This window comes from Brevibacterium sp. LS14 (assembly GCF_012027885.1).
GTDB lineage: Bacteria > Actinomycetota > Actinomycetes > Actinomycetales > Brevibacteriaceae > Brevibacterium > Brevibacterium casei.
The window spans coordinates 55,730-82,650 of the sequence record NZ_SJXG01000057.1 but is presented as its reverse complement, the minus strand read 5'-3'; the positions used below and the strand labels follow the sequence as shown (position 1 = coordinate 82,650).

The following is a 26,921-nucleotide window of genomic DNA, read 5'->3' as shown; positions in this document are numbered from 1 at the left end:
CCTCACCCACTACATCGCCCGATCTCTACTCGAGGCCGGCGGATTCAGACCCCGACTACACCCTCAACTGCGATGAGCCCAAAAACGATGCTTCTCTCTTTCACTCATGGTGGAGGACAGCGACAGTCTCATTGACAGGCTTGCAGAAGGTTGTCTTTACTAGCGATTCGTCTGAGCGACTTCTCCCTGGCCCCAGAGGCAGCACGTTGGTTATCTACGTGGGTTCACGCGGCTTGCTGCATCAAATGGGTCTGAGGATTTTGACAAGATGATGAGACGGGAGCGGTCTCACCTTTGTGTCGCTTCCCAAGTCAGCGGGCTGTGCCTATGACAAGTTCCACGAGATCCTACAGTTCTTCCAAGGCACCGTTGCGGCATGAGAACGGGGCCGGTTCGAGACGAACCGACCCCGAGTGGGCGCACGCGGCGCGGGCACCCGCCCCTACTTGACGACGACCACCGGGCAGGTCGCCTCGAGGATGACGCGCTGGACGCTCGAACCGAGCAGCAGCTTCATCACCGCCGAGCGCCGCCGGGTGGAGATGACGATGAGCTCGGCGGACTGCTCGTCGGCGAGGTCGATGACCTGGGAGGCGACGTCCGCCTCGGCGCGCAGGACCTCGAACTCGACGCCCGCGGAGCTGAGGGCCTCGACGAGCTCGGTGATCTGGGCGGGATCGTTGTCGAGCGGGCCCGCGGGACTGTCGGAGGAGAAGACGACGACCCGCAGCGCCGCCCCCTCGAACCGGGCCATGCGCAGCGCGGTGTCGAGGACGGTCCCCGGCGCATCGAGACGCAGCGCGAGGACGACGGTCCGCTCCGCCTCGGCGATGCCGGCCGAGGCCGCCACCTGCAGGGACGGAACAGGACGACGGTCACGGGGAGTCGAGTAGAGATCGGTCATGACGGCCCCTTATCCGATGGCGATGACGCCGATGAGCACACCGACGGCGAGCATGACGAGTGAGACGAGCAGCGCCCGCCACAGCACCTTCTTGTGATGGTCGCCCAGGTCGACGCCGGCGAGCGAGACGAGCAGGAGGATCGCGGGCACGAGCGGCGACTGCATGTGCACGGGCTGACCGGTGATCGAGGCCCGTGCCATGTCGGCGGCCGAGATCCCGTAGTGCGCGGCGGTCTCGGCGAGGACCGGGAGGATTCCGAAGTAGAACGCGTCGTTGCTCATGAAGAACGTCATCGGGATCGAGAGCAGACCGGTGATGACAGCCATGTACGGTCCCATCGAGGACGGGATGATGTCGACGAGCCACGCGGCCATCGCATCGACCATCCCGGTGCCGCTCATGATGCCCGTGAGCACGCCGGCGGCCATGACCATGGCGACGACGGCGATGATCGCCGAGGCGTGGGAGGCGAGCTCGGCCTGCTGGTCCTTGATCTTCGGGAAGTTGACCATGAGCGCGATGACCATGGCGATCATGAACAGGTACGGCAGCGGCAGGACGTCGAGGACGAGCATGACCATGACGGCGAGCGTGAGCGAGAGGTTGAACCAGAACAGCTTCGGCCGCAGCGTCGGACGGTTGGGGTCGAGTGCGGTGTCCGTGAGGGAGCTCGCCGAGGAGGTCGCAGGCTCCTCGTCGGCACCGTCGTTAGGTCCGCCGACGGAGACCGAGGCCCCGTTGCCGCCCGAGGCAGTGCCCGTGGCCCCGGCCCCGGTGCCGGTGCCGGTCGAACCTCCGATGGTGCCGGTGGTGCCTGCGCCGGAGGCCGAGCGCGCCACGGCACCGACGAGTTCGCGCTTGCGGCCGAAGCCCTTCGTGCGGTCCTCGACCCAGGTCACGCCGTTCTTCGCCAGGCGGCGACGCTCGGAGAGTCCGAGGAAGTACGCGAAGACGAAGCAGACGAGCAGCCCGGCGGCGAGCGCTGGAACCATGGGGGCGAAGATCTCGTTCGCATCGATCTGCAGCGCCGAGGAGGCCCTGGCCGTCGGCCCGCCCCACGGGACGATGTTGAGCGTGCCGTTGATGAGGCCCGCCACACAGGTGAGAACGACCGGGGACATCTCGAGGCGCTGGTAGATCGGCAGCATCGCGGCGGTGACGACGATGAACGTCGTCGACCCGTCACCGTCGAGGGAGACGGCACCGGTGAGCAGCGCGGTGCCGAGGACCACCTTGACCGGGTCGTTGCCGGCGATGCGGAGGATGAACTCGACGAGCCTGTCGAAGAGTCCGACGTCGATCATGATGCCGAAGTAGATGATGGCGAAGAGCAGCAGGGCAGCCGTCGACGACATCGAGGCGATGGCGTCCATGACCATCTCGCCGATGCCGAGGCCGGCACCGGCGAAGAGACCGAAGATGGTCGGGACGATGATGAGTGCCAGGATCGGCGAGAGTCGCTTGGTCATGATCAGCGTCATGAAGACGACGATCATCGCGAATCCGAGGATGACGAGCACGGACTTCTCCTTCGAAGGCGTTTGTGATGCGCGATACACGCACGTGATGCGGGATACACGCTAGACCCGAGGCGATCACCGCCGCGCGCTTAAGTGCACTGATCGCGTTCTGCCCGTTCTGCCACTTTTGCTCATTCTGCTCAGTGGTGGCTACTGTGGAGAGGTGTCCCGCTCATCTCGAGCCTTCTCCCGCCGTGTCCTGGTCAGCCAGCTCGCGGTCATCGTGGCGACCTTGGCCCTGGTCACGGGCGTGTTCGCGTGGATGGCGGCGCGCGCGGTGACCGATGTCAGCGAGACCGAGGCGCTCGCGACCGCCCGGGCACTCGCCTCGGCGCCGGAGGTGCGGGAGGGATCGACCCGGGCCTCGGAAGCCCGCGACCCGATGCCGGCGAAGGAGATCACCGATTCGCTGCGCGCGATCACCCGGGAGCTGCGCGACCGCTCGGGCATCCAGTTCGCCGTCATCACCGACGACCGCGGGATCCGGCTCACCCACCCCAACCCCGACCTCATCGGCAAGCCGGTCTCGACCTCGCCCGACGAGGCGCTCGCGGGCCGTGAATCCGTCACCCAGGAGGTCGGCACGCTCGGGAGCACGGTCCGGGCGAAGGTCCCCATCTACTCGTCCACCGGCGACGGCACGGTCGTCGGCGAGGTGTCGGTCGGCATCCACACCTCGGTGCTCAACGCCGACCTCCGCCGCGAATTCGCAGCCCTCGGCTCCGTCTCCGTCCTCGCCCTCGGCATCGGGGTCCTCGCGTCGATCACCCTCGGTCGGCGCCTGCGCCGGGAGACCCTCGGCGTCGGTCCCGAGGAGCTCGCCGAGATGGCCCGCGACCAGGGAGCAGTGCTGCGCGGACTCGACGACGGCGTCCTCGGCTTCGACTCCGACGGGGAGCTGACCCTGAGCAACGCCGCCGCCCGGGACCTCCTCGCCGAGGCGGCCGACGACACCGACACGGACAGCTCGGACACGGACTCCCCAGGCGACGCAGCCGCTCCCCCACAGGACGGTGCCGATGTCCGCGAGGACATCGTCGACTCCCGCGAGGGCGTCGTCGACGACCTGCCGGTGTCGATCCGGACGATGATGGCCGAGGCCCCCGAGCACGGTGCCCTGCGCCGGCGGATCACTGTCGGAGACAAGATCCTGCTGGCCACAGCGGTGCGCGTGCGCCGCGACGGGGTCTCCGTCGGCGGCGTCGTCACGCTGCGCGACGAGACGACGATGCTCACCATGGCCCGACAGCTCGAATCCGTCACTGCGATGGCCGATGCCCTGCGCGCCCAGCGCCACGAATTCGCCAACCGCCTCCACACCGTGCTCGGCCTCGTCGACACCGGCGCGACCGATGAGGCGAGCAGCTACCTCGAGTCGATCCTCGGCACCGGTCCCTTGGCCGCTCCCGTCGAAGGCCTCGACCCGATCACCGACCCGTACCTCCGCGCGGTCCTCGAGGCGAAGGGCACCACCGCCGCCGAGGCGGGTGTGACGCTGCGGGTCGCCCCCGACTCCCTCGTCGTCGGTCGGGTCACCGACCCCGAGGACGTCACGCTCGTCCTCGGCAACCTCATCGACAATGCCGTGCGCGCCGTCGTCCGCCGCCGCACCTCGGGCGAGGAGGCCGCCGCACGCCCGCCCGTCTCCGACCTCGTCGAGGTCGAACTCCTCGGTGCCGACGGGGAGCTCCACGGGCTCGTCACCGACACCGGATCGGGCATCGACCCGGCCGACGCCGAGAGGATCTTCGACGAAGGCGTGAGCGGCGATGCGCAGACCACAGGTGCCGGCGAACGCGCAGATGGCGGGGACCGGTCAGACGACGGCGCCGGACCGATCCACGGACTCGGTCTCGGACTCGCCCTGTGCCGCCGGGTCGCGAACCGTCACGACGGTCGGGTGTGGCTCGTCGACGGACACGACCCCCACCTCGGCGGGGCGAGCTTCGGGATGCGCCTGCCCGGGGTGCTCATTGAGGACGACGAGAAACCGCCGCGCACAGACGACACGACCGTGCCGCGCGCCGACGAGACAGAGAAGGAGTGAGCTGATGATCGATGTGCTCGTGCTCGACGACGACTTCTACGTGGGCAGGATCCACGCGCAGTATGTCAATGACGTTCCCGGCTTCCGGGCGCTCGATCCGGTCCAGGATCTGCGCACCGCGCGAACCGTGCTCGCCGAGCAGGACGTCGACCTGCTGCTGGCCGACTACGTCCTGCCCGAGGGCACGGGCGTCGAGCTCATCCGCGAGACCGAGGTCGATGCCGCCGTGCTCTCCGCCGTCGCCGATCCGCAGACCGTCCGCTCGGCGCTGCGCGCGGGCGCCCTGACCTACATCGTCAAACCCTTCTCCGCCGAGCACCTCCAGTCCTTCCTCCGCCGCTACGCCCGGTATCGCCGCTACTGGGAGCGCGACCGGGTGCAGCAGGCCGATCTCGACCGCCTCCTGCGGACTCTCCACGACGCCTCGTCCTCCGGCACGGGGTCGGCGTCGGGCACACGGTCGTCGACGACGAGCAGAATCCTCGATGCGCTCGAGGCCGCGAAGCAGCCGATGACGGCGGTGGAGATCGCCGAGGCGGTCGGGGCCTCCCGCGCGACCGCACAGCGGCATCTCGCGAAGCTCGCCGAGTCCCGGGCGGTCACTGTCACCCTCCAGTACGGGAGCACGGGCCGCCCCGAGCACCTCTACCAGACTGGGTGACCGCCTCGGCGAGGCCGGGGTCAGCGCCCGTGCCCGACACGGTGCCCCGGTCGGACGACGTCGGCGAGGAGGATCCGGTGCGACATCGACGCCGATCTCGCACCGGATCCTCCTCGCTGGGTCGCTGAGCGGGGTCAGCGCCCCGGCCTCAGCCGAGTTCGCGCTGCACGTCGTCGACGGCGGCCCGGTCCGCGCGGGAGAAGCGCGAGAGCTGCGTGACGTGGCTCGGTTCGAGTTCGGCGACCGTCGAGACCTGGAGGAGCTTCATCGTCCGTTCGATCTGCTCGCGGAGGATCGCGATCGTCCGGTCGACGCCGGCGCGGCCGCCGGCCATGAGTCCGTAGAGGTAGGCGCGGCCGATGAGCGTGAAGTCCGCGCCGAGGGCGAGGGAGGCGACGATGTCGGCACCGTTGCGGATGCCGGTGTCGATGATGATCTCGACGTCGTCACCGACCTCACGGGCCACCTCGGGGAGGAGTTCGAAGGGCACGGGTGCCCGGTCGAGCTGTCGACCGCCGTGGTTGGACAGGACGATGGCGTCGACGCCGAGGTCGGCCAGCCGCTTCGCATCGGCGACGGTCTGGACGCCCTTGACGGCGAACTTCCCGGGCCACATCCCGCGGATCGTCGCGAGGTCGTCGAAGTCGATCGTCGGATCCATCGCCGAGTCGATGAGCTCGCCGACGGTGCCCCCGGTCTCGGACAGGGAGGCGAACTCGAGCTTCTCGGTCGTGAGGAAGTCCCACCACCACCAGGGACGCGGGAGGGCGTTGAGGACGGTCTTCGGGGTGAGCTGCGGGGGAATCGAGAAGCCGTTGCGGACATCGCGCAGGCGGGCTCCGCCGACCGGGGTGTCGACGGTGAAGAAGAGGGAGTCGAATCCGGCTTCGGCGGCGCGTTCGACGAGCCCGTAGGAGATCTCGCGCTGGCGCATGACGTAGAGCTGGAACCAGTTGCGCCCGTATGGGTTGACCGCGCGCACGTCCTCGATCGAGGTCGTGCCGAGCGTCGAGAGCGTGAACGGGATGCCCGCCTCCCCGGCGGCCGAGGCTCCCGCGATCTCGCCCTCGGTCTGCATGAGCCGGGTGAAGCCGGTGGGGGCGATGCCGAACGGCATCGCAGAGCTGCCGCCGAGGATCTGCGTCGTCGTGTCGACGTGGGAGACGTCGCCCAGGATCGAAGGGTGGAATTCGATGTCCTCGAACGCCTGCACGGAGCGGTCCATCGAGATCTCGCCCTCGGCCGCGCCGTCGGTGTAGTCGAAGGCCGCGGCGGGCGTGCGCCGCTTCGCGATCCTGCGCAGGTCCTCGATCGTCAGCGCCGCGTCGAGGCGGCGCTTCTTCGGGTCGAGTTCGAGCTTCTTGAACTTCATCAGCTCGAAGATCTCCGCGGGCTTGGGGATCTGCCGTTTGACCATGGATGGGACTCCTTCGTTCTGCGAGGTGCCGTGCTCGGGGATGCTCCGGGCGCTGAGAGGGCCGCCGGTCTGACGTATGACATTCATGAGGTCAGACCATTAATCTGAGCATAGGACCGAATGCGGAAGACCGTCAAGGGTGCACGGGCTGCTGTGGCACTGTCGTCGCGAGATGTCGGGCGACGGCGAGCTGGCAGCGAGCGACAAACGACCGGCGGACAGGCGGCGAACGCCGAAGAGGGAACGGGATGAGCGAGAAGGCAGCCGGCGGCACGGCAGGTGCGGCGGCCGAGGCCGCGGCGGCGACCCACGAGGCGGCGGCGACCCAGAGCCCGGAGTGGAGGCCGGTGACGAGGCCGAGCACCCACGAGCTCGTCATCGACGCGATCGAGGAGCAGATCATGGCCGGTTCGCTCGCCGTCGGCGATCCCCTGCCCGCCGAACGCGAACTCGCCGCCAGCCTCAAGGTCAGTCGGGCGAGCGTGCGCGAGGCGCTGCGGGTGCTCGAGAGCCTCGGCGTCATCCGCTCGAGCGGCGGTTCGGGACGGGGAGCAGGGACGTTCATCGCCTCCCTGCCGCGCGAGGCGCTCACCCGCTTCCTCCGTCTCCACGTCGCGCTGACGAACTTCAGCGTCGACGAGGTCATCGAGACGCGCATCCAGCTCGAGCGCTCGAGCGCGGCGCTGGCCTCGGCGCAGGCGAGCGATGACGACCTCGCTCGCCTCCACGCGACCTTGGCGATCATGGACACCCCCGGCATCAGCCTCGAGGTGTTCAACGACGCCGACACCGACTTCCATGTCGCCATCGCCCAGGCGACGGGCAACCAGCTCTTCTCCGACCTCACCGGGGCGATCCGCAGCTCGCTGCGCCGCCCGATCCTCGCAGCCTTCCGCGCCGTCGACGACCCGGCCGAGCTCATGGCCACCCTGCAGGCCCAGCACCACGCGATCCGCGATGCGATCGCCGCCGGGGACGCCGGCCGCGCCGCGCAGCTGACGGAGGAGCACATCCTCACCGCCGCGCAGGCGCTGCCGGCGCTCACCGACGGCTGACAGGACGGGACCGCCCAGGACCGCCTCGGCGGGGGCCCGAGCCGGGCGGTCGGTCACTCCCCCGCGTGCCGGCCGAGCACCTCGGCGGTCTCCTCCTCGATCCGCGCCTGTTCGGCCTCCTGCTTCCGGGCGGCCTTCTCGGCTCGACGCGCGGCACCCCGCTCCTTGCGCCGTTCGACGAGGAGGTAGAGCGCGGGGACGAGGATGAGGGTGAGCACCGTCGACGAGGTGAGCCCGCCGATGACGACGACGGCCAGCGGCTGCGAGATGAAGACCCCGCCCCCGGTGAGTCCGAGCGACATCGGGATGAGCGCGAACACCGTCGCCGCCGCCGTCATGAGGATCGGACGCAGGCGCAGCCGGGTGCCGTGGACGATCGCGTCCTCGAGGCCCATGCCGTGGTCGCGCAGCTTGTTGATGAGGTCGATGAGGACGATCGCGTTCGTCACCACGATGCCGATGAGCATGAGCAGGCCGATGAGCGAGGGGATGCCCAACGGAATGCCCGTGGCGAGGAGAAGGAGCACGGCACCGGTCGCGGCGAAGGGGATCGACACGAGCAGGATGAGCGGTTGGACGAAGCTGCGGAACGTCGCGATCATGACGAGGAAGACGAGGACGATCGCCACGAGCATCGCCCATCCGAGCTGGGCGAAGGACTCGGCCTGTTCGGCGCTGGCACCGCCGACGTCGAAGCTCACCCCGGCCGGCAGATCCATCGTCGTCGTCAGCTGCTGGGCGGCCGCGTTGACCGCGTCGAGCTGACCCTCGGCCGGAGTCGCGAAGACCGTGACCTGACGGTTGCCGTCGGCGCGGGTGATCGTCGCCGGCGTCGTCGTCTCCCTGACCTCGGCGACCTCGTCGACGGTGATGGGATCGCCCTTGATGTCGGTGATCGCCTCCTGCTCGTCGGCCAGCCGCTCGTCCTCGGCCTGGGACTGACGCTGCTCGGCCTGACCGTCGATGAGGTCGTCGATGGCCTGATTGGCCTCGCGCAGACCCTTCTCCGCCGCCTCGACGCCCTCACGGGCCTGGTCGATCTGGTCCTGGCGCATCTCACCCGGGCTCTTCGGCGGGGGCGGGTTCTCGACGTCGCGCAGAGCCTGCCTGGCCTCCTCGAGCTGGTCGGCGGCGGTGTCGCGGGCCTCGCGGGCGGCGTCGAGCTGTTCGGCCGCATCGTCCTCGGCCCTGCGCTGGGCGCGCTCGGTCCGTGCGTCGGTCTCCTCCTTGATCCGGTCGGTTGCGTCTTCCTGCGCGTTCTTCGTCTGCACCTCGGTCACGGGCAGTTCGAGCGCACGGATCTCATCGGGTGAGGCGTCGGGGTTCGTCGGCGCGATGAAGATGTCGCGCTCCTCCCCCTCGAGGGTGATCGTGCCCGCCTCGGTGCCGTGGAGGGCGGCGGCGATCGCCTGACCGAGTTCGGCCTGGCTGTAGCCGTAGTCCGCGGCCTTCTCCCGATCGACGTCGACCTGGATGATCGGCTGGTCGGAGGCGAGATCGTTGCGGGCGGTCGCCACCCCCGTCGACTCGGCCATCGACGCCGTCACGGCATCCGCGGCCTTGCGCAGGGCGCCGAGGTCGGAGCCCGAGAGCGTGATCTCGACGTCCTCGTTCGCGCCGCCGCCGGCGCCTTGGACCTCGATCTCGCCGGCGTCGTCGCCGAGGCTCTCGAGCTGACTGCGGATCCGGGTGATCGCGGCCTGACCGTCGGAGTCCTCGGCGAGGGTGACGTTGAAGCTGTTCTCGGCCCCCGATTCGGGTCCGTTGACCGTCGACGAGTACGTCTCGACGTCGCCGTCGGCACCGAGGACCTCTTCGACCCGCTTCGCTGCCGCATCGCTGGCCTCAAGCGAGGCCCCGGCGGGCAGGGTCTGGGTGACGAAGAGCGAGTTCTGTCCCGCGGAGCCGAGCAGGTCGGTCTTGAGGAAGCTCGCGAGCATCATCGTGACGATGAAGACGACGACGGAGAAGGCGATGGTGCGCCACGGGTGGCGGAGGGCGGCGAGGATCGCGGGCAGTCCGCGCTGCTGGAGACGGTCGATGCGGTCCGAGGCCTCCCCTTCGCCGGGCACGGGACGCGGGGCGGGCACGACCGTGGCGGCGGGGAGGAGCTCCTTGCCCTTCTCGGCGCGCTTGGCGTTCTTCCTCTCGATCTTCGCCTGCCGGCGCTCGGCCCGGCGCTGCGACTTCGCCTCCTGGCGTGCGACCCACGCCTCGTAGCGCTCGTCGGCGGCGGCCTGCCGCTTCGGCGACAGCGGCTTGGGACTGCGTCGCAGCACCCAGTAGCTGAACACGGGCACGATCGTCAGGGCGACGAGCAGCGAGGCGAGGAGGGCAAGGGTGACGGTGACGGAGAACGGGCGGAAGAGCTGCCCGGCGATGCCGTCGACGAAGGCGATGGGGAGGAAGACGGCGACCGTCGTCAGCGTCGAGGCGGTGATCGCTCCGGCGACCTGCCGGACGGAGGCGACGATGTCCGGGATCGTCAGCTCCGTCGTGCCCTGACGGCGGCGGATGTTCTCGATGACGACGATGGAGTCGTCGACGACGCGGCCGACGGCGATCGTCAGCGCGCCGAGGGTGAGGATGTTGAGGGTGTAGTCGCCGACCATGAGGCCGATCATCGCGATGAGCAGCGACATCGGGATCGAGATCGCGGCGACGACGGTCGAGCGGAACGAGCCGAGGAACGCGAGGATGACGAGGACGGCGAAGAGGAGGCCGAGGCCGCCTTCGACGGAGAGGTCCTTGATCGACTTCTCGATCTCCGGTGCCTGGTCGAAGATCGTCGTGAACTCGACGTCGTCGCCGAGCGTCGCCTTCGAGGACTCGAGGACCTCGGCCACCCGGTTCGAGACCTCGACGACGTTGTCGTCCTGGCCCTTGACGACGGACACGGTCACCGAGTCCTTGCCTCCGGCGCGCGAGAGCGAGGTCTTCTCGACCGCGTCGAGGGAGACGTCGGCGACGTCCTTCAACAGGACAGTGCCGTCGGCGGTGCGGATCGGGGTGTTCTCGATCTGCTCGACGGCGTCGACGGGCGTGCCCACCTCGACGGCCATCGCGGTCTCCCCCTGCGCGCTCTGTCCGGCGGGCACGACGGTGCCCGCCCCCTTGAGCTCGTCGGGCACCGAGGCGGTGACGACGCCCTTGTCGTTGACGTCGTCGGGGCGGAAGGCGATGTTCACCCGCTGCTCGGTCTGTCCGGAGACATCGACGCTCGCCACTCCCTCAATGGCTTGGAGCTCGGGGACGAGGTCGGTCTCGAGGCGGTCGCCGAGGGTGGCGGGATCCCCGCCGGAGACGGCGAACATGACGACGGGGAAGTCGTCGATCTGCTGGGAGAGGACCTCCACCTCGGCGTCGGCCGGCAGATTCGCCTTCGCCCCGTCGACGGCGGACCGGACGGAGTCGGCCATCTTCTCCGAGTCCTTGCCGAACGGCCACGTCACGGAGGCCGACATCATCCCCGCCGAGGTGGTCGTCTGCACCGATTCGAGGTCGCCGACGGAATCGAGGGCCGTCTCCAGGGGCTTCGTCACCGTCTCCTCGACGACCTCGGGTGAGGCGCCGGGGATCGTCGCCTGCACCGTGGTGCCCGGGAGGTCGACCGACGGCATCGTCTCCTGGTTGAGCGAGGTTGTCGCCACGACGCCGAAGACGGCGATGACGAGGGTGAGCAGTCCGACGATGAGACGGTTCTTCAGACTCATCCTGGTCAGCTGGGACACGGGTTCCTCCGGGTTTCGGGCGCAGGGTGGCGCCGATGGGCTGCGGTGCGGGCGATCGGGGACGACGCGGTCGGGCGCGAGGCGACCGGACGAGGCGACCGGTGCGCAGGTCGAGGGCGGCGTTCGTCGGACGAACGAGTTCAGTCTCTCAGGCTCGGCAGGCGTGGCGCGTCCCCCGAAAGTTGTCATTCGCCTCCCCCTCATGGGGGATGCTCCTCCGGGGAGACACCCCTTCATGGGAGATGTCGGCGAATTCTCAGGTGGTGCTCACGGTTCGATCCTAGGGGCGCGCGGTCGGGACCACAGGGGTGTTTTCCCCCGTCTTCGACCTGCGGAAATGCTCCTCCGGCGAGGGGCCGGGTGGGGGCCGGCCGCCTGGTGGGGGGGGGCGATCAGTCTCCGTCGAATCGAGACCGGACCCGGGCGAGCTCGTCGGCGGTGTCGAAATCGAGCACGACGCCCGGGTCGACGTCGATGATGATCGGTTCGCCCTCGGCGAAGAGGAGCTTCACCGCCTTGTCCGTCGGATCGCCGATCTCCTTGAGGCGCGAGCGCAGCAGTCGGCTCGGCCATGCCGCGCAGAGGAACTGAGCCTTGCCGCGGTCGTCGGTGCCGGTCACGGGACGTCCGGTCCGGGCGCACTCCTCGACGAGGTCGGCGATGTGGTTGGCGGTGACCATCGGCATATCGCCGGCGATGACGAGGGTGATGTCGGCGGGCTCGGCTGCCGAGGAAGCAACGGCGGTGGCGATCCCCGCCAGCGGCCCGGCGAACTCCGGCTGTTCCCGCACGATCTCAACGGTCTCCGCCTCCTCGGCGTCGAGTCCATCGGCACGTCCGGCCACGACCACCTCGGCGAGGGGATCCGCGTCGCGGACGGTCTCCAGGATGCGGGAGATGACAGTCCGGCCGGCGAGCTCGACCCCGGGTTTGTGCACTCCGGCGAAGCGGCTCGAGCGACCTCCGGTGAGGATGATGGCGCGCAGAGACATAGTGCGATCCTACGTCCCGATCCGTTCGGCGGTCCCGATCCGCCCGACGTCGTTCTGACAGGTGTTCCTGTGTCCTAGGGGTGGGTGACGACGGAAATCGTAGGCCCGCCTCGGCGTGCGTGGGCGATACTGGTGGGGCACCCATCGCCCGCACGTGTGGCGGCCGCTGCCCGCACCTTAGGCGGCCGCTGCCCGCCCATTCGGGCGGTCACCGCCTCACCCATCGGGCGGTCACCGTCCCACCCACCGAAGGAGCACGAGAATGACGAAGTTCGACGTGGTCGAGGCCTCCATCGCGACCCTGCGCGAGGCGCTCGAGTCCGGGGAGACCACCTCGGCGGACCTGGTCGATGCCTACCTCGAGCGGATCGCCGCGTACGACGGACCCGACACCGAGACCAAGCTCAACTCCGTCATCGTCGCCAACCCCGAGGCCCGCGCCGAGGCGGTCGCCTCCGACGAGCGGCGCACCCGCGGGGAGACGCTCGGCCCCCTCGACGGGATCCCGTACACGGCCAAGGACAGCTACATGGTCACCGGGCTCACGGTCGCCTCGGGCTCCCCGGCCTTCGCCGATCTCATCGCCCAGAAGGACGCGTTCACGATTGAGCGGCTGCGCTCAGGCGGGGCGATCTGCCTCGGCCTGACGAACATGCCGCCCATGGCCAACGGCGGCATGCAGCGCGGACTCTACGGCCGCGCCGAGAGCCCCTACAACGCCGACTGGCTGACCAGCGCCTTCGCCTCGGGGTCGTCGAACGGGTCGGGGACGGCGACGACGGCGAGCTTCGGGGCGTTCGGCCTCGGGGAAGAGACGTGGTCCTCGGGTCGGGCGCCGGCCTCGCACAACGCGCTCATCGCCTACACGCCGTCGCGCGGGGTGATCTCTGTGCGCGGGAACTGGCCGCTCGTGCCGACGATGGACGTCGTCGTCCCTCACACCCGCACGATGGCCGACCTCGCCGAGGTCCTCGACGTCATCGTCGCCGACGACACGCAGACGCGCGGAGACTTCTGGCGCGTTCAGCCGTGGGTGGAGATCCCCGCGGCCTCCGAGGTCCGCCCCGACTCGTATGCCACGCTGCTGCCCGCCGACCGCGAAACCGCGGAGGCGACGCTTCACGGCAAGCGCCTCGGCGTGCCGACAATGTACATCAACGCCGACCCTGAGGCCGGGACGAACCCGGACGGCGGCATCGGCGGACCCACGGGTGAGCGCGTCGTCACCCGCGATTCGGTCATCGCCCTGTGGGAAGCGGCACGGCGTGACCTCGAGGCCGCCGGCGCCGAGGTCGTCGAGACCGACTTCCCCGTCGTGAGCAACTATGAAGGCGACCGCCCCGGAGCCCCGACGATCGCGACCCGCGGCCTGGTGAGCCCCGAGTACCTGCAGCGGGAGATCGTCGACCTCTCCGCATGGGCGTGGGACGACTTCCTCGGAGCCAACGGGGACCCGAACCTCAGCTCGCTCGCCGAGGTGGACGGGGCCCTCATCTTCCCCCACCCCGAGGGTGCGCTGCCCGACCGCTACACCGGCTTCGACGACGACATCGCCGAATACCCGGCACAGGTGCGGGAGCACCCGTATGCCGCGATGACGGACATCCCGCACCTCGAGGAGGGTGTCCACGGCCTCGAACTCACCCGGCGGGTCGACCTCGAGGCGTGGATGGATGAGAACGGCCTCGACGCAGTGATCTTCCCCGCGATGGCCGACGTCGGACCCGCCGACATGGACGTCGACGAGGACTCCGCCGACCTCGGCTGGCGCAACGGCACGTGGGTGGCCAACGGCAACCTCGTGCCCAGGCATCTCGGGATCCCGTCAGTGACGGTGCCGATGGGCACGATGGCCGACACCGGAATCCCCGTCGGGCTGACGATCGCGGGCCGCGGCTGGGACGACTCGGCGCTCATCGCCCTCGCCGCCGCCTTCGAGGCCACCGGCGACCGCCGCGAGGTGCCCCCGCGCACCCCGCGTCTCTGACCACCCACGGGCACTGGTCACTTCAGGCAGATCTTCGGGCCGGAACCCTGTCCAGAGTGACCAGCACCCGCCGCGAGGAGGCGGGCGCCCTGCTGCCCCCGTTGCCCTCGACTTGAGGACCCGGAGTGTCGATTATGCGCGCGAAGATCGACACTGCGGGTCCTCAAGTCGCGGGGTCTTCCCTCCCACCTCGGGTGATTCTGAATTCTTCGGGTGAATGGGTGATAGTGCTGGCGCGTTCAGGGCAAGTGGTGCAACAGTGGGGACCATGACAGACCTCTCTGTGCTCGCGGACCGCGCCGCCGCCCTTCTCGACGCCCACCACCAGGCGAAACCCCTCGTCCTGCCCACCGTGTGGGACGCCTGGTCGGCGAACGCCATGGTCGACGCCGGGTTCACCGCCCTGACCGTCGGCTCCCACCCACTCGCCGACTCCCTCGGCTTGGCGGACGGGGAGAACATGCGCCTCGAGGACGCGCTCGCAGGGATCGCCCGGATCACCGCCTCCGTCGACGTCCCCGTCAGCGCCGACCTCGAATCCGGCTATGACACGCCTGCACCCGATCTCATCGCCGGTCTCCTCGAGGCCGGTGCCGTCGGCGTCAACATCGAGGACACCGTCCACAGCGCCGGTCGTCTCCGCACCGCCGAGGAGCATGCCGAGTACATCGGCGACCTCCGCCGGGCCGCCGACGCCCAGCGCGTCCACGTCGTCATCAACGCCCGCACCGACGTCTTCAAGTCCCCAGAGGGATTCGACGACCCCACCGCCGAGGTGATCCGTCGCCTCCAGCTGTGCGCCGAGGCGGGTGCGGACTCCGTCTACCCCGTCGCGATGCCCGACACCGAGACCCTCAAGCGCGTCGTCGCCGAGGTGCCCCTACCGCTCAACGTCACCGCGAAGCCGGTCGACGGGGCGATTCCCGACGGACTCGGTCTCGCCCAGCTCACCGAGATCGGCGTCAAGCGCGTGTCCTTCGGCCCGCTGCTCCAGGCGGCCCTGCGCCCGCAGTTCGCCGAGGTCACGCGGGCCTGGCACTGATCCCCCACCTCGGCGACGGTGATCCGTCGCCACCCCAGAACGCACCGCCCCTTCAACCACCCGCAGCACCACAACGAGGAGATGCTATGCCTGAGAATGCACGCGAAGGTCAGCCCTGTTGGATCGACTACGTCTGTCAGGACTTCGACGGGATGAAGCGCTTCTATGAGGAGCTCTTCGGCTGGGAGATCGTCGACCAGGGTCCTGACTTCGGTCACTACCATATTGCCCGCAAGGACGGAGTCGACGTCGCCGGGTTCATGCGCGCGATGAACATGGACGGCACCCCGGAGCCGTCGATGCCGACCGCATGGTCGACGTATCTCAACACGAAGAACATTGACCACACCTTCAAGAAGGCCGTCAACGACGGCGCACACGAGGTCGTCGGGCCGATGGCGGTCGGACCGCTCGGGCAGATGGCCGTCGTCGTCGACCCCACGGGGGCACCGATCGGCATGTGGCAGGCGGATGAGTTCACCGGCTTCGAGACTCCGCTCGTTCCTGGTACGCCCGTGTGGTTCGAACTCATGACGACGAACTACGACGCCGCCTGCGAGTTCTACGTCGACGCCTTCGACTTCGAACTCATCGAGATGGAGGGCCAGGACATCAAGTACGCGACGAACGGCGGCAACGAGAAGGCAGTCGCCGGCATCTGCGACGCCAGCCAGTGGGTCTCGAACTCGTACTGGCGCACGTACTTCAACGTCGCCGACGTCGATGCCGCGACGGCGAAGATCGTCGAACTCGGCGGCAAGGTGCTCGACGGGCCCGAGGATTCGGAGTTCGGCCGCATCGCGACCGTCGCCGATCCCGAGGGCGCGACGTTCCAACTGCACCAGGACCTCTGAGCGAGAAGCCCACAGCACTGGGCTCAGCGCACGCCACAGAGGGCTCAGTGCGCGGTGCTCCCGTTCACCCTCGCATCGCCAGGGCGAACGGGAGCACCGCGGCAGCACCGGCCAGTCGCAGCTGACGGGCGGCGATCGCCATCGTCCACCGGGAGACGATCTCGTCGTCGACGAGGAGGACCGCCTTGCCGGCGACCGCCTCGGCGACCTCCGGAGGAACGACGAACGCGTCATGGAGGTCTTTGACGCGGAAGGCACTGTTGACGTCGGGAGTGCCGTGGTCGTGGACCTGGAGCAGCTCACCGCCGTCGATCAGCCGTCCCGCCGAGGCGAGGTTCGCCGCGAGTGAGCGCACCGTGACCGGGCGCCGCGCGCTCGGGATCGACACGACGACCTCGGGGCGGACCGCCCAGTCCCATTCGCCGAGCACCTGCAGGCACCACTTCCCGATCTGCGACGGAACCTCGGCATCGGGAGCATCGGGGGCGAGGAACTCCCGCAGCACCTGCCCCTGGCCGAGATCGCTCAGGCGCGCGATGACGCGTCCCTCCTCGGCGAGCTCGTCGGCGGGAATCCGGCCCTTGAGGGAGACCCCGATGTTCGCCATCCCCGACGGCCACGTGCTCCGCGCTTCGATCGGCAGCCCGATCCGGTGGAGCGTCCCGGCCGCGTCCTGGCGGCTGGCTTCCGTGATCTCCGTCGACCACCACACCCCGGCGCAGTTGTCGCAGCGTCCGCACGGGCGCGGATCCGGGTCGTCGAGCTGGCGGATGAGGAACTCCATCCGACAGGCACCGGTCGACTCGTAGTCGAGCATCGCCTGCGCCTCGGCGCCGCGCACCTCGGCGACCTTCTCGTAGCGCTCCTGGTCATAGGTCCAGCCTCGGCCGGTGGAGACGTACCCGCCGCGGACCTTCTCGACGGCGTCCTCGACCTCGAGGGTCTTGAGCAGCAGCTGCAGTCGGGTCCGCTTCGTCCCCACGAGCGTCTCCAAGCGGGCGACGGACAGGGGGCCGTCCGCCTCGGCGAGGGCGGTGAGGACGGCGTTCGCATCGGACTGGCTCGGCATCGACGCGGTCGCGAAGTACTCCCAGATCTCCGTGTCCTCGGCCCCGGGCAGGAGGAGGACGTCGGCGGATTCGGTGGCGCGACCGGCGCGACCGACCTGCTGGTAGTAGGCGACGGCCGAGGAGGGCGCGCCGACATGGACGACGAATCCGAGGTCGGGTTTGTCGAATCCCATCCCCAGCGCCGAGGTGGCGATGAGCGCCTTGAGCCGGTTGTCCTTGAGCATCTGCTCGAGTTCGGCCCGCTCCTCTGCGTCCGTCCGCCCCGTGTAGGCGCGCACTTCGTGGCCTTGGTCGCGCAGGATCCGGGTGATGTCCTCGGCCGCGGAGACCGTGAGCGTGTAGACGATGCCCGATCCGGTGAAGTCGCCGAGGTGGGAGGCCAGCCACGCGATCCGCGCGCTGGGGTCGAGGCCGGGTTGGACGCCGAGGCGCAGGGAGTCGCGGGCGAGCTCCCCGCGGACGACGGTCGTGTCGTCACCGAGCTGTTCGGCGACGTCGGTGACGACGCGGGAGTTCGCCGTCGCCGTCGTCGCGAGCACAGGGGTGTCCCCGGGGAGCTCTGAGAGGATGTGGCCGATCCGTCGATAGTCGGGGCGGAAGTCGTGCCCCCAGTCGGAGATGCAGTGGGCTTCGTCGACGACGATGAGGCCGAGGAAGCGCATGAGCTGGGGCAGCACCTCGTCGCGGAACTGCGGGTTGTTCAGCCGTTCCGGGGAGATGAGGAGGACGTCGAGGCTGCCGGCGCGCAGTTCGTCGAGGACGTCGTCCCATTCGGTGACGTTCGAGGAATTCAGCGTCGCCGCCCGGACCCCGGCCCGCTCGGCGGCGGCGATCTGGTCGCGCATGAGGGCGAGCAGCGGGGAGATGATGAGACTCGGACCCCCGCCGGCGGCACGGAGGAGGCGGGTGGCGACGAAGTAGACGGCGGACTTGCCCCAGCCGGTGCGTTGGACGACGAGGACGCGCCTGCGGCCGACGACGAGGTCGCGGATCGCCTCGAGCTGACCGTCGCGGAACTCGGCGTTCGGGTTGCCCGTGAGTTCGGCGAGCACGGTCCGTGCGTCGGCGTCGAAGTCGGTGAGCAGGCTGTTCTCCGTCATGCGCCCAGTCTAGGCGGGGGCACTGACACGGCCCCCGCCTCGGCGCTTCCGGGCCGGGAACGCCGGACTTCGGGCGACGGGGGGACTCTCACCGGAGGGCGACGTTGACTCCGAGGGTGGCGAGGACTCCGAAGAGCACGCCCCAGAGGATGATCGAGATGATCTGCCAGACGGCGACGGTGTTGCGATTCGCTCCGAAGCTCACCATCGCCATCGAGGTGATCTGCGAGGGCAGGACGGTCTGGCCGAGCAGGGAGACCCCGGGGACGCCGAACCGGTCGAACATGCGCTTGATGCGCTGCCGCCTCGGCGAGGTCTCCTTCTCCCGGTTCTTCGTCGCCTTGTCGCGAAGGGCTCCGGCACCGTAGACGAACGCGAGCATCGAGATGACGTTGCCGATGACGGCGACGAGGATCGCGACGACCGGACCCAGTCCGATCGCGACCCCGATGACAGAACCGAAGTACGACTCGACGAACGGGATCGCCGAGACGATCATCACCCCCAGCCACTGCAGCCAGTCGGGGAACGAGTCGGCGAAGCTCTGGATGTTCTCGATCATGGTGAAGCTCCCATCTGTGCGGTTCCGCATCTGCGGCGCGGTCGGTCGAATCGTCTGTAGTACGCTGTACTAGTACACTGTACTATACATAGGATGAGCGGAGCGACGACGCCGTGGAGAGGAGAGCCGATGTCCCGACGCGATGAGATCATCGAGGCGGCGATCCGCCTCGCGGAGTCCGCTCCGCCTGGCGAGGCGAAACTGAGCGTGCGCACGATCGCCAAGGAGGCGGGCATCGGAGCCTCGACCCTGCGGCACTACTTCCCCACCCAGAACGCCCTCTACCAGGAGGTCGCACGGCGCTCGATGCAGACGGTCGTCCAGGACTTCGCGATCACCGACTCGAGCATCGATCCCGCCGAGCGCCTCTACGAGGTCTGCGCGCAGTTCCTCATCAACGACGAACTCAGGGACATCCAGCTCGAGACGTGGTTCAAGATGCACCTCAACGCGCTCGGGCCCGATCCCCGCGAAGGGTCCCACGAACTCCTTCGATACGGCCACGAGATCACCTACGACAGCCTTCACCGCTGGCTGGGCATCCTCGCCGACGAAGGGCACATCGACCCCGCCGAGGTGGCCCCGAGTGCGACGCTCCTCTTCACCGCCATCGACGGCATGGCCCTGCACTCGATCATCACGCCCGAACGCATGACCGTCGAGACCGTCCATGACACCGTCAGGTGGACGATCGCCAAGATCCTCGACTGACGCTGTCCCCCGCCGAGGCGGGGCGGCCGTCGGCCGGTCATGCGTGGTCCACGATTGGTCGGATGCGGTTCCCCGCCGAGGCGACCGACCCCGCAACACATGTGGTGCGGCCCTCCCTCACCGCATGTGCGCGGCGGCCCTCGTGAGCGCCTCGGTGAGGCGGGAGAGCTTGTCCGAGGCGAGCTTCCAGTGGTGCCAGTAGAGGGGGACGTCGACGCTCGGATCCGCAGTGATCGGGACGAGTTCGGCGTCGATGTCGGCAAGCTGGAGGACGGGGATCATCCCCCAGCCGACGCCGGCGACGACGGCGGTCGCGAATTCGGTCGAGCTCGGCACGACCGACATCGGCGGCACCTGCCTGATGCCGTTGCGTTTGAGGAAGGCGAGCTGGAGGTCGTCGTCCCTGCCGAAGTTGACCATGGGCAGGGACGCGAGGTCCACCTCGGCGAAGGGACCTGACGACCCCTCGCGCTGCGTCCAGCCGTGCCTGTCGAGGAGTGCGGGAGCGGCGACGGCGACGTAGCGCATCGCGCCGAGTCGCTGGACGCGCGTGCCGTACGTGCGCGCCCCGGTCGAGGCGATCGCGCCGAGCACCTCACCGGAGGTGAGCAGCGGCATGACCTTGTCCTGGTCGGCGACATCGAGGCGGATGACGACATCGTCCCAGGCGGCCACCTCGGCGAAGACAGGGCGGAACCACGTCGCCAGGGAATCGGCGTTGAGCCCGATCCGCAGCACTGTCGGCTCGCGCAGGACGCCGGGCGCCCGCGGGTCGGCGTCGGCGGCGATCCCGTGGAGGCGGTCCATGGCCTCGGATTCGAGGAGCTCGACCTGGCGGGCGTACCGGAGGACCGCGGTGCCCGCCTCGGTGACGGTGATGGGATTCGTCCGCCGGATGAGGACCTGGCCGAGGCGGGACTCGAGGGCCCGGATGCGCTGACTCGCCGCCGAGGGAGTGATCCGAAGGACGAATGCGGCCCCTTCGACGGTGCCTTCGTCGACGGCGGCGGCGAGGGCGCGGACATGCTCGATGTTCATGAAGCTATTCTGCATCAAGTGCAGATAAACTTGCTTTTCTTCACATGGAGAGCGTCCTAGTCTGGCATCATGCTCACCCATCTCCTCACCGGTCTCCTCGCGGGCTGGTCGCTCATCATCGCAGTCGGGCCGCAGAATGCGCTCGTGCTCCGACAGGGGATCCGGCGCGAGCACCTCGGCGCCGTGCTCACGATCTGCATCGTCGCCGACATCCTCCTCATCGGCGCCGGCGCGGTGGGGGTCGGGGCGATCGTCCTCCTCGCCCCCTGGGCGCTCGAGGTCCTCCGGTGGCTCGGGGTCGCGTACCTGCTGTGGTTCGCGTTCACGAGCCTGCGCTCGGCGCGGAAGGCCGGTGGGCTCAAGGCCGATGCCGAGGCGCGGAGTCTGCGCGGAGTCATCGCCACGACGCTCGCGCTGACGTTCCTCAACCCCGGCGTCTACCTCGACACCGTCGTCATGCTCGGCAATCTCGCCAACCAGCAGGGTCCCGGCGGGGTGCTGCCGTTCACTCTGGGCGCGATGCTCGGGTCGGTGACGTGGTTCCTCGGCATCGGGCTCGGCGCTCGGTCGGCCTCGACCCACCTCGCCCGTCCCCGGGTGTGGCAGGTCCTCGACGTCGTCATCGCCGTCGTCCTCGTCATCCTCGCCGTGCGGCTCGCACTCGGGTAGGGGCGGTGGTCCCTCGCCGTGCGGCTGGCGCTCGGGTAGGGGCGGGACCCCGCCGAGGTGGGATGGCGGCGCGGGGTCGCTCCCGAGGAGGATCCGGTGCGAATCGGCGTCGCTTTTCGAACCGGATCCGCCTCCGGAAGACACCTGCCGCTTTGCCAGCCGGGCGCCGAGGCGCCGAGGTGGGGGCCGTGTCAGTCCTCGACGCTAACCTCGGTGTCATGGATCCCCGAGTCGGTCTCCCCCTGCGGTCGGTCGCCGCCCATGCCCACTCCCCGCCGGACCTGCCGGCCTGGTTGGCGGCCATTCCCGCGGTGCGCGATCTGCTTGGCGGCTTCGAGTTCGAGGCGACGACTATCCTCGTCGGTGAGAACGGGTCGGGGAAGTCGACGATCATCGAGGCGATCGCGACGGCACTCGACCTCCCCCACGGCGGCGGCACCGCGTGGGAGGTGCGCGAGCACGCCGAGGAGGCTCCCGCGCTCACCGAGCATCTGCAGGTCGTCAAAGGCGCGACGACCAACCGCACCGGATTCTTCCTCCGCGCGGAGACGATGCACGAGAGCATGGCCCACCTCATGGAAATCGGCGCGATGCGCGGATACGAGATGGCGCGTCGGTCTCACGGAGAGATGTTCGTCGACCTGCTCACCGGCAGATTCACTGAATTCGGCCTGTGGATCCTCGACGAGCCCGAGAGCGCACTCTCCTTCACAGCGTCGCTCACCCTCCTGCAGCTCATCCGCGAGCGCGAACGCGCCGGGTTGCAAACGGTCATGGCGACACACTCCCCCGTGCTCGCGAGCGCCGAGGGGGCCCGCGTCGTCGAGCTCGGCGAGTGGGGAATCCGGGACTCGACGTGGGACGACCTCGACATGGTCGCCCATTGGCGGCGATTCCTCGACGACCCGCGGCGCTACACCCGATACTTCGACGAGGAGTGAGGTGTCACGGAACCGGGTGAGGCTGAGCCTGGCGACGGTTCCGCGCCGCCATGCGCCTAGAGCGACAGGCTCGGGTGGAGCTGCGTGAGCGTCACCATGCGCTTGCGGCTGCACACGAGCACGGTTGCGAGCAGACAGATCACCGTCATGAGCAGCAGCACTCCAGCCGCCTGCACGGCGATGAACAGGTCGCCGCCGGCGATGAGCGTGCGCAGACCGGTCACCGCGTACGTCATCGGCAGGAACGGCGAGATGATCTGGAAGATCTCCGGCGCGGTCTGCACCGGATAGGTGCCTCCCGCCGAGGCGATCTGGATCATCAGCAGGACGAGCGCGATGAGCCTGCCGACGCCTCCGAGTGCGGCCACGCACAGCTGATGGACCGAGTGGAAGCACGCGGCGACGAGGATGGAGAAGACGAGAGTCCCCAGCCACGCGCCGGCGGAGAAGTCGAGGGCGAACCAGAGCACTCCGTAGAGCACCGCGACCTGGGCGATGCCGAAGAGCAGTCCCGGCACGTATCCCGCCCACGCGATCCGGTTCGACTTCGCCGTCGAGGCGAGCGCACGGTAAGGGATGGCATTGAGCACCATATAGGTGATCATTCCGCCGATCCACAGGGCCAGCGAGATGAAGAAGGCGGCAAGTCCCTCCCCGTAGGTGCTCACGGCGTTGTTCTTCACCTTCTCCGCGTCGACGGGGACGGCGACGACGTCGGAGCGCTTCTCCCGATCGTCCTTGTCATACGTCGGGATCTGCTTGACGCCCTCGGCGAGTTTGTCGGAGAGCTCACCCGAGCCCTCGTCGAGCTTGCCCGCGCCCTCATCGAGGTCAGTGGCCCCCTTGGCCAGCTGCGATGAGCCGTCCTTGAGCTGGCCGACGCCGTCCTTCGCCTTCGCCGTGCCGTCCTTGAGGGCGACGGCACCGTCATGGAGGTCGCCTGCGCCCTTCGCGAGGTCGTTCGCGCCCTTGTCGAGCTTGACCAGTCCTGAGTGGAGGTCGTTCGCCCCGTCGGCGACCTGCTGGGCGCCGTCGTCGAGCTGACCGATCTTCTTGTCGGCCTCGCGGATCTTGTCCATGACATCGTCGACGGCGTTCTTGACCGGCTTCTCGAGTCCCCGCACTTCGTCGGCGGCCTTCGAGGCCCGCTCATGCGCCGAGTCGAGGTCGTCACCGAGGGCACCGACCTCCTCGGCGAGCTTCTCGACGTTCGGGTCGTCCGGGTAGTCCCTCTGCAGCTGTTCGATCCGATCGTCGACGCTGCCGCTGACCTTCGAGTGCGCGGAGTCGAGGTCCTCTTCGGCCTGGTCGAGCTTCGGCCGTGCGCTCTCAGTGAGGTCATCGGCCTTCTTCTTCAGGCTCTCGGCCTTGTCGGTCGCGCCATCGGCGACGTCGCGCAGCTGCCCGGTGCCCTCGGCGACCTGACCGGCTCCCTTCGCGAGCTTCTTCGCACCGGATTCGGCATCGCCGGTGCCCTTCGCGAGCGTGTCCGCGCCGGTCGCGAGGTCACCGCTGCCCTTGGCGAGCTTCCCTGCCCCGTCGTCGAGGTCGCCGATGCCCTTCTGCAGATCCCCGACGCCCTTGTCGAGGTCGTGGGCGCCCTTTGCGAGCTTGCCCGAACCGTCATGGAGTTCGACGGCACCGTCGTGGAGGTCGGAGGCGCCGTCGGCTGCCTTCTGAATCGACGAGTGGATGTCATTGAAGCCGACGTAGACCTGGGAGACGTACTCCGAGGTCGTCGTCTCGTTGAGACCCGCCTTGATCTCGGCGAGCACGGTGCCGGAGAGCTGTCCGACGATGAAGCTGTGCGCATCGTCGGTGCGCAGCTCGAGCCCCGCCTGCTCGGGATCGTCGCCGCCGGTGGAGACGAGGCGCTTGGAGAAGTTCGAGGGGATCTCGAGGATCGCGAAGTACTTGCCCTCGGCGAGGCCGTCCTTGGCCTCCTGCGCGGACGTCTCCTGCCAGTCGAAGCCGCCCTCGCCCTTCGGGGTGATCTTGTCGACGAGTTCGTCGCCGGCATTGAGCCGCTCGCCATCGGAGTTCGGCTTCTCGGCGCCGGTGTCCTCGTTGACCACGGCCGCCTGCAGGCGGTCGAGGTGGTTGGTGGGGTCCCAGTTCGAGGCGAGGTAGAGGCCGCCGTAGATCGCGGGGATGACGGCGACGACGATCATCGCCAGGCGCGTGATCGTGTGTCGTTTGAACCGTGTGAGCTCGAGCCATGGAAGAGAGAACATCGAAGAATCACCTTCAAGAGAATCCGTGTGCCGTCGGTGCTTCGCGGATCCGAGTCCGCGACGGCGGAGGTGCTAAGGGGTCAGGTTGAGTTCGGTCACCGAGGTGGGGTGCACCTCGGTCGAGAGCTGGTCGAAGGCGAGGTCGATCTCCGCGGAGTCCTCGCAGGTGACGATGAGCGTGAGCGGCTTCTCGGGGTCGCGGTTGCGGCGCAGCTCCTGGTAGATGAGGAGAGCCGCCCACGCCCGGGCACGATCCTCGCGCTCGCGCAGGAAGTCGATGTTGTCGACGACGATCACCGGGGCCTGCGCCAGGGAGGCGAGTCCGAACTCGAGGAGGAACTTCTGGAGCTCGCTGAGCTCGGAGACGAACGTGTCGCCGTCGTCGTCGACGAGGAAGTCCGCGCTCTTGGCGTCGCTGGAGGTGAACGTGTCGGCGGGGAGGCGGCCGATCACCTCGGTGGCGGAGTCGAAGGTCTCCTTGATGAGGTCGATGACCTCTCGCAGGGACTTCTTCGATACCCACGGCTTGTACCAGGGCTGGAGCATGATGAGGCGCTCGGCGATGTGCTGGGCGACGGTGAAGTCGTTCTCGAGATCGGTCAGCCCGGCGACGTGGCCGATCGAGACCTTCCCGCGCACGGCTCTCGCCTGCTTGCGGATGTCGAGGTCGAAGACGAAGCCCTCGCCCTCGTCGACGCGCATCCGTCCGGCGATCGAAAGGAGCAGCGAGGTCTTGCCTGAGCCTGCCGCACCGCGGATGATCGCGAGCGACCCGGGTGGGACGACGAGGTCGATGTCGGAGAAGACGGGTCCGCGCTTGCCCGACATCCCCCAGTCGTGCAGGCGCACGGCCGCAGTGCCGGTGTCCGTCTCCTCGGCGAGCGTGTGCGAATCGCTCTGCATGTCTGTGCTCCCTCACCTCTCCGCGGGCGCTGGTCCGACTCCCCTGCCGCACCGCCGGTCCGTGATGCGGCTCTGCCGTCGTGGTCGGTCTCTTCTGCGGTCGGCCGCTGTTGCGGCCTGGCTCCGTTGTGGCTGGTCACTTACTCTCGGCCACCCGGACGGGCGGCCGACTGTCGCGAACGCTCGGATCCGCGTCCCGCCGTTCCGGCCTCCGCCCCCAGTGCTCCGCGGATGCCGTTCCGGTCATCTGCACATTACGGCAAACATGGGGCCTTGACGCGGCTGCGGCTCGAAATCGTCAAGTTACTCATAGGTAACTATACGACGCGAGTCTGAGAATCGACCCGGAATCGACGCAGATGTCTCCAATCCCACATCGCCGCCTCGACACTCGCACCGCTGCCGCCGCACAGACGCCGCACGCAGTCCGTGAGGCGACCTCTCCGTCGGCGCGGAAACGCATCCCACACCCGCAGCGCTTCGTCGCACCGGTGCCAGGGGAGGACGTGACGCTGCGGGGGTGGCGTGCGAAGCGGCGCGGATGATTCGGCGCTACCGGTGCGTCGTAACGCGAAGGGTGCGGCGTGCCACGAACGGCGCACGATGACGCGAGGGGCGTGGCGCGGCTCGAACGGCTTGCCGTGGTCCAAAGGTCGTGACGCGAGGGGTCCGATGGCAGGCCGCCGGTGCTTCGTGAGACGAGTCGCCACCGCACCCAGGGCAGACAGCAGACGACCGGCCTCCACGGACGCATCCGCGAAGACCGGTCGTCGCCGTGCAGTCAGCGACGGATCGCGACTGCGTCAGCCTGGAGCTCAGACGTCGAAGCGACGGCCCTCCGGCTTCGAGGGCATGAGCATGAGGGCGAGCACGATGAGGCCGCCGACGCCGGGGATGAAGGTGAGGAACCAGAACGGTCCGGCGAGGTTCGCGTCGTGGAGTCGGCGCCAGCTGATGGCCAGCGTCGGCACGAGCAGGGCGAGCATGACGATGATCATGAGGATGCCGCCGATGAGCGCGAGTGTCGCACCGCCGGCCGAGGGCTCCGCGGTCGGCGTGCCGTAGGGCGAGTACGACGACGATGCCGCCGTGGCCGTCACCATCGAGAAGCCGATGACGTAGAGGACGGTCGGCACGAGCATGAGGAGCGCCGTGAAGAGGTAGGCGAACCAGTACTCGCTGCGGGACGCGCGTCCGGAGAAGACGGAGAACTTCTTGAAGAAGCGGCGCACGGCCTGGCCGAACGTCGCACCGTAGAGGGGACGAGAGAGGTCATCGGGGCTCTTGGCGCCGTCGAGGTCCGAGCTCAGCGGGCTTCCGGAACCGTATGCGCTGTTCGCGTCGTAAGTCATGATGGCTTCCTGGTTGAGGGGTGGGCCGCACGGTTCGGGATCGATCCGCGCGGTCTCTGCGAACACCATTCTTGCACCTGGCACTCAGGATGAGCACAAGGAAGTGTTCCGAATCTGCCACAGCAGACCA

General features: G+C 68.8%; 20 protein-coding genes. 9 read left to right on the top strand and 11 right to left on the bottom strand.

Annotation, left to right across the window (positions count from 1 at the left end):
• Positions 1–442 precede the first annotated feature (442 nt).
• Together EZE58_RS13750 and EZE58_RS13745 are read right to left on the bottom strand one after the other, a co-directional pair.
• The gene (locus EZE58_RS13750; RefSeq protein WP_063250569.1) at positions 443–904 is read right to left on the bottom strand and encodes a universal stress protein; all 462 of its coding nucleotides are present in this window, start codon (positions 902–904) and stop codon (positions 443–445) included.
• Positions 905–913: 9 nt separating this feature from the next.
• Complete coding sequence (locus EZE58_RS13745; protein ID WP_063250570.1) at positions 914–2,425, bottom strand: SLC13 family permease; 1,512 nt, start codon at positions 2,423–2,425, stop codon at positions 914–916.
• Between the two features lie 163 nt (positions 2,426–2,588).
• Here EZE58_RS13745 and EZE58_RS13740 point away from each other — a divergent pair, with 163 nt between their 5' ends.
• Complete coding sequence (locus EZE58_RS13740) at positions 2,589–4,472, top strand: sensor histidine kinase (protein WP_063250571.1); 1,884 nt, start codon at positions 2,589–2,591, stop codon at positions 4,470–4,472.
• A gap of 4 nt (positions 4,473–4,476) precedes the next feature.
• A complete protein-coding gene (locus tag EZE58_RS13735; RefSeq protein WP_009378928.1) occupies positions 4,477–5,133 on the top strand; it encodes a response regulator in 657 nt (218 codons plus the stop codon).
• Positions 5,134–5,281: 148 nt separating this feature from the next.
• Here EZE58_RS13735 and EZE58_RS13730 read toward each other — a convergent pair whose 3' ends face one another.
• Complete coding sequence (locus EZE58_RS13730) at positions 5,282–6,550, bottom strand: alpha-hydroxy acid oxidase (RefSeq protein WP_063250572.1); 1,269 nt, start codon at positions 6,548–6,550, stop codon at positions 5,282–5,284.
• A 248-nt stretch (positions 6,551–6,798) separates the two neighbouring features.
• Here EZE58_RS13730 and EZE58_RS13725 point away from each other — a divergent pair, with 248 nt between their 5' ends.
• On the top strand, positions 6,799–7,605 hold the full coding sequence (locus EZE58_RS13725) for an FCD domain-containing protein (protein WP_082834995.1): 807 nt from the start codon (positions 6,799–6,801) through the stop codon (positions 7,603–7,605).
• A 53-nt stretch (positions 7,606–7,658) separates the two neighbouring features.
• Here EZE58_RS13725 and EZE58_RS13720 read toward each other — a convergent pair whose 3' ends face one another.
• Positions 7,659–11,318 carry an efflux RND transporter permease subunit gene (locus EZE58_RS13720; protein ID WP_063250573.1) on the bottom strand — a complete coding sequence of 1,220 codons (3,660 nt, stop codon included), beginning with the start codon at positions 11,316–11,318 and terminating at the stop codon, positions 7,659–7,661.
• 410 nt (positions 11,319–11,728) lie between these two features.
• On the bottom strand, positions 11,729–12,328 hold the full coding sequence (locus EZE58_RS13715) for an NTP transferase domain-containing protein (protein ID WP_063249682.1): 600 nt from the start codon (positions 12,326–12,328) through the stop codon (positions 11,729–11,731).
• Between the two features lie 262 nt (positions 12,329–12,590).
• Here EZE58_RS13715 and EZE58_RS13710 point away from each other — a divergent pair, with 262 nt between their 5' ends.
• The 3 genes from EZE58_RS13710 to EZE58_RS13700 all read left to right on the top strand — a co-directional run bounded on the left by EZE58_RS13710 (position 12,591) and on the right by EZE58_RS13700 (position 16,211).
• Positions 12,591–14,315, top strand: coding sequence for an amidase (locus EZE58_RS13710; protein ID WP_063249681.1), 1,725 nt, complete (start codon positions 12,591–12,593; stop codon positions 14,313–14,315).
• Positions 14,316–14,583: 268 nt separating this feature from the next.
• A complete protein-coding gene (locus tag EZE58_RS13705) occupies positions 14,584–15,357 on the top strand; it encodes an isocitrate lyase/phosphoenolpyruvate mutase family protein (RefSeq protein ID WP_167560731.1) in 774 nt (257 codons plus the stop codon).
• Between the two features lie 86 nt (positions 15,358–15,443).
• Complete coding sequence (locus EZE58_RS13700) at positions 15,444–16,211, top strand: VOC family protein (protein WP_009378918.1); 768 nt, start codon at positions 15,444–15,446, stop codon at positions 16,209–16,211.
• A gap of 64 nt (positions 16,212–16,275) precedes the next feature.
• Here EZE58_RS13700 and EZE58_RS13695 read toward each other — a convergent pair whose 3' ends face one another.
• Together EZE58_RS13695 and EZE58_RS13690 are read right to left on the bottom strand one after the other, a co-directional pair.
• The gene (locus EZE58_RS13695) at positions 16,276–18,381 is read right to left on the bottom strand and encodes a RecQ family ATP-dependent DNA helicase (RefSeq protein WP_009378915.1); all 2,106 of its coding nucleotides are present in this window, start codon (positions 18,379–18,381) and stop codon (positions 16,276–16,278) included.
• A gap of 88 nt (positions 18,382–18,469) precedes the next feature.
• The gene (locus tag EZE58_RS13690) at positions 18,470–18,943 is read right to left on the bottom strand and encodes a hypothetical protein (RefSeq protein ID WP_009378912.1); all 474 of its coding nucleotides are present in this window, start codon (positions 18,941–18,943) and stop codon (positions 18,470–18,472) included.
• A gap of 129 nt (positions 18,944–19,072) precedes the next feature.
• Between EZE58_RS13690 and EZE58_RS13685 the strand changes: the two genes are divergently transcribed.
• Positions 19,073–19,654 (top strand): TetR/AcrR family transcriptional regulator, encoded by a 582-nt coding sequence (locus EZE58_RS13685; RefSeq protein ID WP_063249679.1) that lies wholly within the window; start codon positions 19,073–19,075, stop codon positions 19,652–19,654.
• Positions 19,655–19,771: 117 nt separating this feature from the next.
• Here EZE58_RS13685 and EZE58_RS13680 read toward each other — a convergent pair whose 3' ends face one another.
• Positions 19,772–20,692 (bottom strand): ArgP/LysG family DNA-binding transcriptional regulator, encoded by a 921-nt coding sequence (locus EZE58_RS13680; RefSeq protein WP_009378909.1) that lies wholly within the window; start codon positions 20,690–20,692, stop codon positions 19,772–19,774.
• 69 nt (positions 20,693–20,761) lie between these two features.
• Here EZE58_RS13680 and EZE58_RS13675 point away from each other — a divergent pair, with 69 nt between their 5' ends.
• Positions 20,762–21,361, top strand: a complete 600-nt coding sequence (locus tag EZE58_RS13675; RefSeq protein WP_167560729.1) for a LysE family transporter — start codon at positions 20,762–20,764, stop codon at positions 21,359–21,361.
• 218 nt (positions 21,362–21,579) lie between these two features.
• Positions 21,580–22,302 carry an AAA family ATPase gene (locus EZE58_RS13670; RefSeq protein WP_063249700.1) on the top strand — a complete coding sequence of 241 codons (723 nt, stop codon included), beginning with the start codon at positions 21,580–21,582 and terminating at the stop codon, positions 22,300–22,302.
• A gap of 56 nt (positions 22,303–22,358) precedes the next feature.
• Here the strand turns inward: EZE58_RS13670 and EZE58_RS13665 are convergent, their stop codons facing one another.
• The 3 genes from EZE58_RS13665 to EZE58_RS13655 form a co-directional block, all read right to left on the bottom strand.
• On the bottom strand, positions 22,359–24,536 hold the full coding sequence (locus EZE58_RS13665; RefSeq protein WP_063249676.1) for a YhgE/Pip domain-containing protein: 2,178 nt from the start codon (positions 24,534–24,536) through the stop codon (positions 22,359–22,361).
• A 72-nt stretch (positions 24,537–24,608) separates the two neighbouring features.
• Entirely contained in the window at positions 24,609–25,439 is an 831-nt protein-coding gene (locus EZE58_RS13660; protein ID WP_009378900.1) for an ATP-binding cassette domain-containing protein, read from the bottom strand.
• Positions 25,440–26,254: 815 nt separating this feature from the next.
• Positions 26,255–26,860, bottom strand: coding sequence for a DUF805 domain-containing protein (locus tag EZE58_RS13655; RefSeq protein WP_063249675.1), 606 nt, complete (start codon positions 26,858–26,860; stop codon positions 26,255–26,257).
• Between the last annotated feature and the right edge of the window lie 61 nt (positions 26,861–26,921).

What these genes read in the sequence shown, in the direction of transcription:
- EZE58_RS13750 (WP_063250569.1), bottom strand. Translation starts at nt 904, where the DNA reads ATGACCGATCTCTACTCGACTCCCCGTGACCGTCGTCCTGTTCCGTCC.
- EZE58_RS13735 (WP_009378928.1), top strand. Translation starts at nt 4,477, where the DNA reads ATGATCGATGTGCTCGTGCTCGACGACGACTTCTACGTGGGCAGGATC.
- EZE58_RS13730 (WP_063250572.1), bottom strand. Translation starts at nt 6,550, where the DNA reads ATGGTCAAACGGCAGATCCCCAAGCCCGCGGAGATCTTCGAGCTGATG.
- EZE58_RS13725 (WP_082834995.1), top strand. Translation starts at nt 6,799, where the DNA reads ATGAGCGAGAAGGCAGCCGGCGGCACGGCAGGTGCGGCGGCCGAGGCC.
- EZE58_RS13720 (WP_063250573.1), bottom strand. Translation starts at nt 11,318, where the DNA reads ATGAGTCTGAAGAACCGTCTCATCGTCGGACTGCTCACCCTCGTCATC.
- EZE58_RS13715 (WP_063249682.1), bottom strand. Translation starts at nt 12,328, where the DNA reads ATGTCTCTGCGCGCCATCATCCTCACCGGAGGTCGCTCGAGCCGCTTC.
- EZE58_RS13710 (WP_063249681.1), top strand. Translation starts at nt 12,591, where the DNA reads ATGACGAAGTTCGACGTGGTCGAGGCCTCCATCGCGACCCTGCGCGAG.
- EZE58_RS13705 (WP_167560731.1), top strand. Translation starts at nt 14,584, where the DNA reads ATGACAGACCTCTCTGTGCTCGCGGACCGCGCCGCCGCCCTTCTCGAC.
- EZE58_RS13700 (WP_009378918.1), top strand. Translation starts at nt 15,444, where the DNA reads ATGCCTGAGAATGCACGCGAAGGTCAGCCCTGTTGGATCGACTACGTC.
- EZE58_RS13695 (WP_009378915.1), bottom strand. Translation starts at nt 18,381, where the DNA reads ATGACGGAGAACAGCCTGCTCACCGACTTCGACGCCGACGCACGGACC.
- EZE58_RS13690 (WP_009378912.1), bottom strand. Translation starts at nt 18,943, where the DNA reads ATGATCGAGAACATCCAGAGCTTCGCCGACTCGTTCCCCGACTGGCTG.
- EZE58_RS13685 (WP_063249679.1), top strand. Translation starts at nt 19,073, where the DNA reads ATGTCCCGACGCGATGAGATCATCGAGGCGGCGATCCGCCTCGCGGAG.
- EZE58_RS13680 (WP_009378909.1), bottom strand. Translation starts at nt 20,692, where the DNA reads ATGAACATCGAGCATGTCCGCGCCCTCGCCGCCGCCGTCGACGAAGGC.
- EZE58_RS13675 (WP_167560729.1), top strand. Translation starts at nt 20,762, where the DNA reads ATGCTCACCCATCTCCTCACCGGTCTCCTCGCGGGCTGGTCGCTCATC.
- EZE58_RS13670 (WP_063249700.1), top strand. Translation starts at nt 21,580, where the DNA reads ATGGATCCCCGAGTCGGTCTCCCCCTGCGGTCGGTCGCCGCCCATGCC.
- EZE58_RS13665 (WP_063249676.1), bottom strand. Translation starts at nt 24,536, where the DNA reads ATGTTCTCTCTTCCATGGCTCGAGCTCACACGGTTCAAACGACACACG.
- EZE58_RS13660 (WP_009378900.1), bottom strand. Translation starts at nt 25,439, where the DNA reads ATGCAGAGCGATTCGCACACGCTCGCCGAGGAGACGGACACCGGCACT.
- EZE58_RS13655 (WP_063249675.1), bottom strand. Translation starts at nt 26,860, where the DNA reads ATGGTGTTCGCAGAGACCGCGCGGATCGATCCCGAACCGTGCGGCCCA.